This is a genomic window from Acinetobacter sp. YH01007 (assembly GCF_013420425.1).
Classification (GTDB): Bacteria; Pseudomonadota; Gammaproteobacteria; order Pseudomonadales; family Moraxellaceae; genus Acinetobacter; species Acinetobacter towneri.
This window is the reverse complement of sequence record NZ_VOYC01000007.1, coordinates 112,524-124,761: the sequence shown is the minus strand read 5'-3', so window position 1 is coordinate 124,761 and position 12,238 is coordinate 112,524. Positions and strand designations below refer to the sequence as shown.

Genomic DNA, 12,238 nt, shown 5'->3' with positions numbered 1-12,238 from the left:
GCTATGTAATACTAACTAAAGCTATCTTAAAAATTATTTGGAGCGTAATCCATGTCTGGCAACATCGTAAACACCACTGATGCAAACTTCGAAGCAGATGTTCTTCAATCGGATACTCCTGTATTGGTTGACTTCTGGGCTGGCTGGTGTGCGCCATGTAAAGCAATTGCACCTGTACTTGAAGTACTTGCAGACGAATACCAAGGCAAAGTTAAAATTGTAAAAGTTGATGTAACCTCTTGCGAACAAACTGCAGTGAACTACAACATCCGTAATATTCCAGCATTATTGATGTTCAAAAATGGTGAAGTGGTTGCACAGCAAGTCGGTGCAGCACCTAAATCTAAATTGACTGCGTTTATTGACGAAAATATCTAAGTCGATTGATCCATCGTCTATTTATAGAGATGATGAAAAAAAATACGCCACGCATTGGCGTATTTTTTTTGCCTACAAATTGACAAGTAGACGTTTCTCTCTTATATTGCATGCTCAGGAAACGCAGGATCTTTCATCCTCTTTCTGAAAAGACACAACACAAAAATGCCGCTCGGCAACAGAAATTGTTTTTCACATTTTTCAATCAAACAATGAATCAGTGCTCTGAATCGTTATTGTGCAAATACAATTGCTTTCATTTTATTGTATGAATGCGGCTAAATGTTGCTCCCTCTCTAACCTGTACCCCAGAATTTTAATTCTATCAGAACCTCTATGAATTTAACCGAACTCAAGAAAAAACCGATTGGCGAACTCATCAAGATTGCCGAGTTTATGGGCCTTGAAGGAATGGCGCGTAACCGCAAGCAAGACATTATTTTTGCCATCTTAAAGCGCCATGCCATGAATGGTGAAGAGATTTTTGGTGATGGCGTTCTAGAAATTCTCTCTGATGGTTTTGGTTTCTTACGCTCAGCTGCAGGTTCATACCTTGCTGGCCCAGATGATATTTATGTCAGCCCTTCGCAAATTCGTCGCTTTAACCTGCGCACGGGTGACACCATTACAGGTACGATTCGTCCACCAAAAGAAGGCGAACGTTATTTTGCTTTGCTCAAAGTCAATCAAATTAACTATGACACCCCTGAAAATTCACGTAATAAAATCTTATTTGAAAACTTAACCCCGCTTTTCCCAACAGAACAGTTGGTGATGGAGTTAGGTAATGGAACAACTGAAGACTTAACTGCACGTGTGGTAGATTTGGTTGCGCCAATTGGTAAAGGTCAGCGTTCAATTATTGTGGCTCCGCCTAAAGCGGGTAAAACCATGTTGCTACAAAACATCGCTCAGTCGATTGTTCGTAACAACCCAGAAGTGTTCTTGATTGTACTTCTCATTGATGAACGCCCTGAAGAAGTGACTGAAATGGAACGCACCGTGCGCGGTGAAGTGATTGCATCAACATTTGATGAGTCACCTGCTCGTCACGTTCAAGTTGCAGAAATGGTCATTGAAAAAGCCAAGCGTTTAGTTGAACATAAAAAAGACGTGGTGATTTTACTGGATTCGATTACCCGTTTGGCACGCGCCTACAACACTGTCGTACCTTCTTCAGGCAAGGTTTTAACAGGTGGTGTTGATGCGCACGCTTTAGAACGTCCAAAACGCTTCTTTGGTGCTGCACGTAATATTGAAGAAGGTGGTTCTCTAACCATTATTTCAACTGCACTGATTGAAACTGGCAGTAAAATGGATGAAGTGATTTACGAAGAGTTTAAAGGTACAGGCAACCAAGAGATTACCTTAGACCGTCGTATTGCAGAAAAACGTGTTTTCCCTGCCATGAACATCAAAAAATCAGGTACACGTCGTGAAGAGCGCTTAATGAGTGAAGATAATTTGCGTAAAGTTTGGATTTTGCGTAAATTGTTACACACTCAAGATGAATTGGCAGCAATGGAATTCTTGCTTGATCGCATGAAAGAAACCAAAACTAATGACGACTTCTTTGATCAAATGAAACGTAAAGCAGCCAATTAAACGGCTATAAATATTAGAACACCTAAAAAAGTCATCTTAAAACGATGGCTTTTTTATTTGGTTGACAAAATTTACATAAAGACACAATTGCACGCGGTATATGTAAACTTATTTTTAAGTAAATGATTATAAAAAAATATTTAGTAAAAACCTTTTAGTTTTTAGCCAGTTACCGTGCAACTCTCCAATCTAAAATGCCAAATTAATTGTTATTTTCTGTTAAAAAAGCACGTATTTTTCGCGTTTTTTTGCCTTTTTTTCAATCAACCTAGTAGCAATTCAAAAAGCGCAGTGATAGCATATTCGCAGACCAGTTAGACTGCGCCTGCGTTGTTAGTGCCTAACAAAATTTAGGAATAATAAAAGCATACAACAGACTAACGTCGGTTTTTTTTAATCTCATATTTTAGAGAGTGATGCCATGTTATTCAAAAAAATCGCTATTGCTGCTGCAGTTGCTACTACTTTAGCTTTCGTTGGTTGTGCTAAAAAAACTGAAGAAGCTGCTGCTGACGCTAACGCTGCTGCATCTGAAGCTGTTGTAGCTGCATCTGAAGCTGAAGCTGCTGCTGACGCTGCTGCTGTAGAAGTTGCTTCTGGCGCTGAAGCTGCTGTAGATGCTGCTGACACTGCTGCTGCTGCTGCAACTGACGCTGCTGATGCTGCTGTAGACGCTGCTGCTGCTGCTTCTGAAGCTGCTGCTCAATAATCGATACGATTATGCAGTACAAAAAGAGAGCCGATGGCTCTCTTTTTTATTTCTGAATATTTTGTCTAAAATTTATTTTACTCAGCACAATATCTCCAAATCGCTCAATCCATCTTTTTCAAGTAGATGATTCAGCATATAAAAGCATTTAACCAAAACACTTAACCCCATTCGGCATTTATTTCGATATAACCTTTTGGTTTCTCATCTCCACGCTCAATTCTTAGGTAGCGTCTTGTTCAGCTCTACAGTGTTTTCATTCATATCCATAGTTTGATTCAAGTCTCTCAATTGCAAGATCAATCACTATGTCTTGCTAAATCACAGCGTCTTTCTAAAATCTCTTATAAAAAGCATAAAAAAAAGCAGATCAATCGATCTGCTCATTTCCCACACGCTGGCGGAATTTCTGCCCTGCGCGGAATGTGACTACACGGCGGGCTGAAATTGGAATTTCTTCGCCTGTTTTCGGGTTGCGACCAGGTCGTTGACGTTTATCACGTAACTCGAAGTTCCCAAACCCTGAAAGTTTAACTTGCTCGCCAGAGATCAGTGCTTGGCTGATCTCATCAAAAAATAACTCGACCATTTGTTTCGCTTCACGGCGGTTTAAACTCGTGAGCTCACTTAAATGATCAGCCATTTCTGCTTTTGTTAATGCTGTCATGAAGCCCTCAATGTCGCTTGGTAAGTGTTTTCCAACACTTGCAGAATGTTATCCATACCAGATTTAATTTCAGCATCTTCAAGTGTACGTGTTGGATGTTGCCATAACAGAGCAAAAGCCAAAGAACGCTTGCCTTGTTCAACACCTTGTCCAGTATACACATCGAATAACCAAGTTGAGTCTAACAGCGCTCCACCCGTTTTTTCAATAAGTTGCTGAATTTCGCTTACATTTATCTTATCACTAATTAAAAGCGCAATATCACGTCTAACCGATGGAAAACGTGATAATTCTGTAAAATTAGATACATAAGTTTGCAAAACTGCTGTTTGATCGAGTTCTGCTACCCAAGCCGTGCCTAAATCCAGCTCATCTTCTAAAGATGGATGTAAACGACCAAAGTAACCAATAGACTGACCATCTACCAAAATTTCAGCAGATTGTCCAGGATGCAACCAAGTACGCTCTGAACGAACATACTCTACCTGCACACGACCTGCAGCTAAAATTTCTTCAATATCGCCTTTAAAATCGAAGAAATCCATAGGCTGAGCTTTAGCATGCCAAGATTCTGCATGTTTAGCACCCACCGCAATCAATGCCAAAGTTGGAATTTGCTTCAAGTCATGAATGCTTGCTGCATGTTGATAATCAAAACGTAAACCCAACTCAAAGAAACGCACACGGTTTTGTTGACGATTCACGTTGTACTGAACGCATGGAATTAAGCTGGATAACAACGTTGAGCGCATTACTGCCAAATCGCTTGAAATTGGATTCGCCAATGCCAACGGATTCACTGCAGGGTTTAATTGTTTTTCCAATTTTGCATCGGCAAAGCTAAAACTAATTGCTTCTTGATAACCTAAAGTCACTGCGGTTTGACGTAATTGCGCAACTTCAAACTGATCTTGGTATTTTGCTAATTGCACATCAATCACAGGCAAACTGATTTGAATGTTGTCATAACCGTGAATACGAGCAACTTCTTCAATTAAGTCTTGGTAAATTGCCATATCAAAACGATGTGATGGTGGTACAACGCTCCACTGACCTTCAGCTTGAACAGTAACTTCGCAGCCTAAACGAGTTAAAGCATCGGCAATAAATGTAGCATCAACGTGATAACCCAAGAGCTGATCGACTTGCGCTTGATTTAACGCAATTGCTTCACGTGTTGGCAATTGTGCTGCTTGTTCTGCCACTGTAATTGGACCAAATTCGCCGCCAGCAAATTCTGCAATCAGTTGTGATGCACGGTTCATCGCCAATAATGGCAATTCAAAATCGACACCACGTTCATAACGCTGTGAGGCATCGGTATGCAAACCATAACGACGTGCACGACCTGCGATATGCAATGGTGCAAAGAAAGCGGATTCAAGGAAAATTTCTGTGGTTTCATCACTTACCGCAGAAGATAAACCACCCATGATGCCCGCCATCGCCAATACTTTTGCGTCATCGGCAATCACCATCACATCATCTTGCAGCTCAACTTCTTGCTCGTTTAACAGCACCAATTTTTCTGCTGCAGTCGCTTGACGAACTTGAATGCCACCTTGAATTTTAGCACCATCAAAAGCGTGCATTGGCTGACCCAATTCAATCAAGACATAGTTGGTAATATCAACCAAAATACTGTGCTGACGGATACCTGAACGTGCCAACGCGCGCTCCATCCACTCAGGTGTAGCGGCTTTGGTATTTACATTTTTAATCACACGACCTAAATAACGTGGGCAGCCTTCCGTCAAACTTTGTACAGTTTTTTCATCCTGAATAGTTGCCGCTACTGCCTGAATGTCAGGTGTATTCACTGGCAATTGGTTAATCACCCCAATTTCACGGGCAATACCACGAATACTGAAACAATCACCACGGTTTGGAGTAATACTGATATCAATGACATGGTCATCTAGATCAAGATATTCACGTACATTCACACCTACAGGTGCATCTGCAGGCAGTTCCAATAAACCATCAAGTTTATCTTCAAGGTCAATTTCTGATGCGCCACAGAGCATCCCTTGTGATTCCACACCACGCAGTTTGCCTTTTTTGATTTTAAAGTCGCCTGGCAATACCGCACCAATGGTTGCCACAGGTGCTTTCATACCTACACGCACGTTTGGCGCACCACACACAATCTGCAACGGCTCACCTGAACCAATATTTACCGTAGTCACACGTAAACGATCTGCATCTGGATGCTGTTCAACCGTTAAGACTTCACCCACCACAACGCCTGTAAATGGCTTTGCTGCTGGTGACATATCATCAACTTCTAGACCCAGCATCGTGAGTTGATTCGATAAAGTATCGCTGTCAATGGCTGGGTTAACCCACGTGCGTAGCCAATTTTCGCTAATTTTCATACATTCATTTCCTGAATCTCCCCTACCCCCTCTTTAATAAAGAGGGGAATTCCCACACTTCTATTTATTTCGCGTAAGTCCCCCTTTTACAAAGGGGGATTTAGGGGGGATTTTTAAAATTTAAAAATAATCTCTTTTCCCTCTCCTAATTTTAGGAAAGGTTGTTTAAAAAAGTTTTAAGCAAACTGGCGCAAGAAACGCACATCATTTTGGTAGAACATACGCAAGTCATTGATGCCATAACGCAACATCGCAAAACGCTCTACCCCTAAACCGAAGGCAAAACCTTTATATTTTTCTGGATCAATGCCTGAAGCGCGTAACACATTTGGATGCACCATACCGCAGCCCAAAACTTCCAACCAGCGACCACGTTCATCCATAATATCCACTTCGGCACTTGGCTCTGTGAATGGGAAATAAGATGGACGGAAACGTACTTTTAAGTCTTTTTCAAAGAATTCGTTTAACAGGTTAATTAACAAACCTTTGAGTTCTGCAAAACTGGTATTTTCTGCGACGTATAAGCCTTCAATTTGATGGAACATTGGTGAGTGTGTTTGGTCTGAGTCGCAGCGATACACACGACCTGGACAAACAATACGAATAGGCGGCTGTTGATTTTCCATGGTGCGAATTTGTACGCCCGACGTGTGGGTACGCAATAAATGATTCACATCAAAATAGAAAGTATCGTGCATGGCACGCGCAGGGTGATGTCCTGGAATATTCAACGCTTCAAAGTTGTGATAGTCATCTTCAACTTCTGGGCCCGTTGCCACGGTAAAACCTGCTTTGGTAAAGAATTGGCAAATACGTTCCTGTACCTGCGTAACTGGGTGAATACTGCCGATGCTTTGACCACGACCTGGCAAAGTAATATCAACGGTTTCATTCGCCAGTTTTTGTGCCAAAGCCGCTTGTTGTAATTCAGTTTGACGCGCAGTTAATGCCGCATTGATTGCTTCACGCACAGCATGAATTTGTGCACCAAATTCTTTACGCTGTTCAGGGTCCATTTTACCTAGTGCTTTGGATTGTTCCGCAAGCTGGCTTTTTTTCCCCGTAAATTGCACTCGCACCTGGTCGAGTGTAGCAAGGTCCTCTGCTGCTGCAATTGCAGCGAGCGCTTCATTGGTCAGGGCTTCCAGTGACATAGTAACTCTCAAAAGCAACAATTTAGAAATAATTTAAAAACCCCGTATTCTAACAGTTTTTAGTCGCTTTGATGAAGCTTCGATGTAATGAAAATTAGATTAGCATCTTGAAATACAAAAAGTATAAGATAAAGCCAATCACCACGAGATCTCAACATTATGGCGCTCGATCAGATTTGGAAACAGCAACTTGCCCTTGTGACTTATGGCAATGAATATTTGGCTCAAGATTTAAGTTTTAATCATTGGCTCAAGCATCAAGTGTTTAACCAGCATCAAATTCAGTTTCGTGATTTATTGTCACAACATTTACTGGCACAACACTTTCAAATCTGGTTAGAGCATCTTAAACAACAAGGTGTGCGACGTTTAAGCCTACATCAGGCAAGTATTTTAAATGATGAAAAAAACCCCAATCCAAATGTAGAGTTATTGCCTTTTGCACACTTTATTGTGAGTCACGAGGCACAGCACAAATCTGCTTGGATTTTCGGAAAAGAGCTTGCAGAATGGTATACCGCAGAACAAGATTATATGGCGCCTGTTTCCCAACAGAGCGAGCTACGTCAAGAAGTCATGTGGCGTTATCAATTAAATCACAAACTTGCCAGACAGCTCGATACAGATTTTGCCTCTCCAAACTGGGATGAAATTGATCGCTTTATTCGCTCCGAGTTATTTTTAAATCCTTGTGCTACAGAGTTTGTTGAACCAGAGCAAAGCGCTAAACCTTATTTCGGTGTAGATCTTACTCAAAACGCAACTGAAAGCATGTACCCAACTTTGGCGTTAATTCCCGCAGACTACCCTGCTGCCTATGCACATCAGATGCTGTATCGTTTAGATGCACTGGATCAACACATTCAGAATAAAATCCAGCATCCTTATCATGCCGATGGCACAGAACTTGAACCAAGCGAACAACTCAATTTACGTCATTTTTCTCAGAAACTTGAAGATTTACACGCCAAATTTATCACCAAGGTTGCGAACCATTATCAGACCGCACAGCTCACGCCAGTGCAAACACCTGATCCTTTTGAATCAACGCCTAGCCAAGTACAAAACATCGCTTCACCACAAATACCAACACCTGCAGCTACGCATAAAGTGGGTACATCTGCCGTGATTAAACTGATTTTAATGACTGTGGTTATTTGTGCAGCTGCCTATTATTTTGGTTTATAAGCTTAGGGGCTGTTGACAATTCGTCTATGTTTGCGACAACGCATATTTTTTAGCTGATATAAGGCATGGGACAGGAAATTTAGTCATTCTAAATGACCGGCACATAACGCAATAGCAGCAAAAAATATGCTTGTCCTTCGCTGCGCCTTCCGCTGCAAACAAAGCAGTGCTTGTTTTTGCTCAGGCTGTGGCTAAAAATTTCTCAGATTGAGTTATGAAACTTGGCAGAGACCCTAAATTTCAGGCATAAAAAAAGACCGCAAATGCGGTCTTTCTTTTAAGTCATAAAGACTTATGCAGCTAATGCATCTTTAGCTTTTGTAGCTAAAGCAGCAAATGCAACTGCGTCATGCATAGCGATGTCAGCAAGTACGCGACGGTCGATAATCACTTGTGCTTTTTTCAAGCCAGCGATCATACGGCTGTACGATAAACCATTTTGACGAGCGCCCGCATTGATACGCGCAATCCATAAAGCACGGAATTGACGTTTCTTTTGACGACGGTCACGGTAAGCGTATTGACCTGCTTTGATTACCGCTTGGAACGCTACGCGATATACGCGTGAACGAGCACCATAGTAACCTTTAGCACGAGCAAGAATTTTTTTATGACGGCGATGAGCCTGTACACCACGTTTTACACGAGCCATTTATAATCTCCTTAGATGTATGGGCACATAGCACGAACAGCAGCAACGTCACTCACGTGAACCATTACACAGCCGCGCAATTGACGGATACGTTTAGCAGATTTTTTGGTCAAAATGTGGCGTTTGAACGCTTGTTTACGCTTGAAACCGTTAGCAGTCGCTTTGAAACGTTTAGCTGCACCACGGCGAGTTTTTAACTTAGCCATAACAACCTCTTTAAACACCTGTTCGGCACGTCTGCACCATTGCAAAAACGACCTGCAGGTAAGGGAGCGAGTATTCTAAAGCATCTTTGCTTAAAACAAAAGCATATTGGCTAAATAAAAAATGATCATTACCTCACTCATTTGCCGTAATTCAACTCAGGAAAAAATACTGGAATTATGAACACCCACTACAATTCAAAATAAAGCTAAAGCTCTGTCAAAAATTGTGCAGATCAACACCCTAAAAACTTGCAATAAGTTGCGGATTACCCTTGCGATTATTCACAATTCCATCAATACTTCGCCTCGTCTTGTGTGAGATAAAAAAGACCGTAATATGATGAAAACATCTTTATATATAACTCTATTGCTTGGACTCAGTGCGACGCATCTTTTTGCAAAACCACCGCAGCAGAAATCGACACCAAAAGCCACACTCGAAGTACAAAAAAGTGCTGCCTTGCCTGCTCATCTCACCACACGCTTAGCATGGCGCAAGTTTCCACAACCCAAATATAAAAATGAAGATTTAAATCAACAAAACCGAGCTGCAATTGTGCGTATTTATGCAGATGAAACCGGCAAAATCAGTCAAGCCACTATTCAAGAAAGTACAGGGCTGAAAAAATTAGATGATGCCTTATTACAAGCGGTTCGCACTGCTGAAATTCAACCGACCTATGTAGAAGATACTGCCGTACCGACCATTGGTTTTCAAAGCTTTAATTTAAGATTTCAGGATAACCAGCACGAAGATTGCCAGTTTGATTTTCAATCTAAACAATGGTTAGCACAGCAACAACAGCAAAAAGTTCAATTTAAGTATCGTAGTCAACCACAATTAAACTTAAGTGCGGAAGATTTAAAAAATCACTCACGTAAGTTAAAGTTTCAATTCAAAGTAAATAAGCATGGCGAAGTGAAACGTGTGAAATTGACACAAGGTTCGGGACAATACGCACTTGATCAACAAGTTTTAGCTGCAGTGAAAGCTGCTCAAGTAGATGTACCGCGTCAATTTTGGCTGTATAAAAAGTCAAAATTAAAAGATGAAATTTATTTTGATTTAAACACGTGTGATGCTCAAGAACAGTCATAAGTGTCTATAGATAATAGGGGTTTCTTGCTTAAACCCATGTATAAACAAAATAAATAAACAGATAACGCCCGATTTTGGCTAGACTCACCATCAACACAAAACGGGCAAAATGTTCTTTCATTAAACCTGCAATCAGCGTAATTGGATCACCAATAATCGGCACCCAACTGAGCAGTAAAGACCAAAACCCATATTTGGCGTAGGTGTGCTGTGCTTTTTCTAATTGTGTAGCCGAAACAGGAAACCACTTTTTATCTTTATAATGTTCGATCTTGAGTCCCAAATACCAGTTCACACAAGAACCTAAAATATTGCCTAGACTGGCAATGCTAATCAGCCAAATGGGTGCATAGCTGCCTTCATATAACAGCCCCAACAACACAGCTTCGGACTGTAAAGGCAATAAAGTTGCCGCACCACATGCAGATAAAAATAAACCAAACAGCGTCCAAAGCATAGACGATTTAAAGCCCTAAAGCCTGCTTGGTTTTACGATATTCCCAGTTCGCCCAAACAATACTAAGCAAAATAAGTGCCGCACGTGCCCATGCATAACGCTGAGTAACAGGCTCAATCGCAGCACGTAAAACCTGTTGATCTGTGCTATTTAAAGCCACAATCATATTCTGCACATGAAATGCTTCGATCACAAATAAGATCAAGCAAGACACAATGCCCAAAATAATGCTCCAATACACTTTGGCATTTTGCTCAACAATCTTGGTAAAGTTTAAAAAAAATTCTTGCATAGCTCATCCAATAAAAAAGCCACCTGAAAAAGTGAGGTATCAGGTGGCTGGCATCTTAGCATAAAAGTAGATTTAAACTTGAATCGCGAGTGCTTTCTGCACTGCAGGGCGCGCAGTCAGCCGTGTAATATAGTCTTGTACATACGGATAATCTTCCAGCGAAATATTTTGCCAGTCATGACGTAACGCCCACGGCAAAATAGCCATATCAGCAATTGAATATTCGCCCGCCACGTACTTTTGCCCCATCAACTGCTTATTTAACACGCCATACAAACGCTTGGATTCATTGATATAGCGTTCAATCGCATAAGGAATTTTCTCTGGTGCATAACGGCTAAAATGATGATTCTGTCCTAACATTGGACCAAAACCACCCATTTGCCACATGAGCCACTGCTCTACTTCAACACGCTCCTGTTCATCGGTAGGATAAAACATGCCAGTTTTGCGCCCTAGATATTGCAAAATTGCACCCGACTCAAACACAGAGATTGGCTCACCACGCGGACCGTTCTGATCGACAATTGCAGGAATTTTATTATTGGGCGAAATTTTTAAAAAATCTGGCTGAAATTGATCATCTTCTGAAATATTGATGGGGAAAATTTGATATTCCAAACCCATTTCTTCAAGTGCAATACTAATTTTATGACCGTTGGGGGTGCCCCAATAATAAAGATCAATCATGTTTTATCCTTCATTACTTTTTTTGCTTTTTGACCAGCATTCTTCTACTGCGGTTTTAGTTATAGCATGTTTTTAAGCGTTTGTTGCGTGTCGCTGCGTAGAGTTTTTTTATCGAATGGCATATCTCATAAACATGAAACATAGATGCTCACTTTCATCACGCAAAAAAAAGCACCGCCAAGGTGCAGTGCTTCTTTTGTTCAGGATGGGATTACTTTTTCTTTTTAGGACCAAGCAACATACCCATTTGACGACCTTCCATTTTTGGTGCTTGTTCAACTACACCATATTCAATTACATCTGCTTCAACTTTTTTCAATTGAGCCAAACCTAACTGTTGGTGAGCCATTTCACGACCACGGAAGCGTAAAGTGATTTTTACCTTGTTCCCTTCTTCAAGGAATTTGATAATTGCACGTAATTTTACGTTGTAATCACCAACATCAGTCGCAGGGCGGAGCTTGATTTCTTTCACCTGTACTTGATGTTGTTTTTTCTTCGCTTCTTTCTGCTTTTGCTTTAGATCAAACAAATGCTTGTTAAAGTCCATGATTTTGCACACCGGTGGTTCGGCATTTGCCACAATTTCCACCAAGTCAAGGTCAACGCTTTCTGCTGCGCGTAATGCATCAGCCAAGCTTACAATACCTTTTTGCTCACCATTTTCGTCTACAAGACGGACTTCTTTTGCACGAATTTCATCATTCAAAGCAGGACGGTTAGATTTTCCGCCCTGTTGATTACGGTCAGGCTGTTTAAT

General features: G+C 41.1%; 14 protein-coding genes. 5 read left to right on the top strand and 9 right to left on the bottom strand.

Features of this window, described 5'->3' with window-relative positions:
* The first annotated feature begins 51 nt into the window (after positions 1 to 51).
* The 3 genes from trxA (at position 52) to FTT74_RS05725 (ending at position 2,692) form a co-directional block, all read left to right on the top strand.
* Positions 52 to 378: a thioredoxin gene (trxA, locus tag FTT74_RS05735; protein WP_004975164.1), complete on the top strand. Its 327-nt coding sequence runs from the start codon at positions 52 to 54 to the stop codon at positions 376 to 378.
* Positions 379 to 714: 336 nt separating this feature from the next.
* On the top strand, positions 715 to 1,983 hold the full coding sequence (gene rho / locus FTT74_RS05730; protein ID WP_004975162.1) for a transcription termination factor Rho: 1,269 nt from the start codon (positions 715 to 717) through the stop codon (positions 1,981 to 1,983).
* 421 nt (positions 1,984 to 2,404) lie between these two features.
* Positions 2,405 to 2,692 carry a hypothetical protein gene (locus FTT74_RS05725; protein WP_004975160.1) on the top strand — a complete coding sequence of 96 codons (288 nt, stop codon included), beginning with the start codon at positions 2,405 to 2,407 and terminating at the stop codon, positions 2,690 to 2,692.
* A 370-nt stretch (positions 2,693 to 3,062) separates the two neighbouring features.
* Here the strand turns inward: FTT74_RS05725 and FTT74_RS05720 are convergent, their stop codons facing one another.
* The 3 genes from FTT74_RS05720 to pheS form a co-directional block, all read right to left on the bottom strand.
* Positions 3,063 to 3,359: an integration host factor subunit alpha gene (locus tag FTT74_RS05720; RefSeq protein ID WP_004649746.1), complete on the bottom strand. Its 297-nt coding sequence runs from the start codon at positions 3,357 to 3,359 to the stop codon at positions 3,063 to 3,065.
* A complete protein-coding gene (gene pheT / locus FTT74_RS05715; RefSeq protein WP_104852457.1) occupies positions 3,356 to 5,737 on the bottom strand; it encodes a phenylalanine--tRNA ligase subunit beta in 2,382 nt (793 codons plus the stop codon). The genes FTT74_RS05720 and pheT overlap by 4 nt, the downstream gene beginning before the upstream one ends.
* Positions 5,738 to 5,913: 176 nt before the next feature.
* Positions 5,914 to 6,894: a phenylalanine--tRNA ligase subunit alpha gene (gene pheS / locus FTT74_RS05710; RefSeq protein WP_004975156.1), complete on the bottom strand. Its 981-nt coding sequence runs from the start codon at positions 6,892 to 6,894 to the stop codon at positions 5,914 to 5,916.
* Between the two features lie 159 nt (positions 6,895 to 7,053).
* Between pheS and FTT74_RS05705 the strand changes: the two genes are divergently transcribed.
* Positions 7,054 to 8,082, top strand: coding sequence for a hypothetical protein (locus tag FTT74_RS05705; protein WP_004975155.1), 1,029 nt, complete (start codon positions 7,054 to 7,056; stop codon positions 8,080 to 8,082).
* 292 nt (positions 8,083 to 8,374) lie between these two features.
* On the opposite strand, the gene rplT is transcribed toward FTT74_RS05705, so the two are convergent.
* Together rplT and rpmI are read right to left on the bottom strand one after the other, a co-directional pair.
* Positions 8,375 to 8,734, bottom strand: coding sequence for a 50S ribosomal protein L20 (gene rplT / locus FTT74_RS05700; RefSeq protein WP_004975153.1), 360 nt, complete (start codon positions 8,732 to 8,734; stop codon positions 8,375 to 8,377).
* An 11-nt stretch (positions 8,735 to 8,745) separates the two neighbouring features.
* On the bottom strand, positions 8,746 to 8,940 hold the full coding sequence (rpmI, locus tag FTT74_RS05695) for a 50S ribosomal protein L35 (RefSeq protein WP_004975152.1): 195 nt from the start codon (positions 8,938 to 8,940) through the stop codon (positions 8,746 to 8,748).
* A 340-nt stretch (positions 8,941 to 9,280) separates the two neighbouring features.
* Here rpmI and FTT74_RS05690 point away from each other — a divergent pair, with 340 nt between their 5' ends.
* Entirely contained in the window at positions 9,281 to 10,039 is a 759-nt protein-coding gene (locus FTT74_RS05690) for an energy transducer TonB (protein WP_026438356.1), read from the top strand.
* Between the two features lie 28 nt (positions 10,040 to 10,067).
* Here the strand turns inward: FTT74_RS05690 and FTT74_RS05685 are convergent, their stop codons facing one another.
* The 4 genes from FTT74_RS05685 to infC form a co-directional block, all read right to left on the bottom strand.
* Entirely contained in the window at positions 10,068 to 10,496 is a 429-nt protein-coding gene (locus FTT74_RS05685) for a YqaA family protein (protein WP_167846243.1), read from the bottom strand.
* Between the two features lie 7 nt (positions 10,497 to 10,503).
* The gene (locus tag FTT74_RS05680; RefSeq protein WP_167846244.1) at positions 10,504 to 10,788 is read right to left on the bottom strand and encodes a hypothetical protein; all 285 of its coding nucleotides are present in this window, start codon (positions 10,786 to 10,788) and stop codon (positions 10,504 to 10,506) included.
* Between the two features lie 72 nt (positions 10,789 to 10,860).
* On the bottom strand, positions 10,861 to 11,478 hold the full coding sequence (locus tag FTT74_RS05675) for a glutathione S-transferase N-terminal domain-containing protein (protein ID WP_004975146.1): 618 nt from the start codon (positions 11,476 to 11,478) through the stop codon (positions 10,861 to 10,863).
* 211 nt (positions 11,479 to 11,689) lie between these two features.
* Complete coding sequence (infC, locus tag FTT74_RS05670) at positions 11,690 to 12,238, bottom strand: translation initiation factor IF-3 (protein ID WP_081402479.1); 549 nt, start codon at positions 12,236 to 12,238, stop codon at positions 11,690 to 11,692.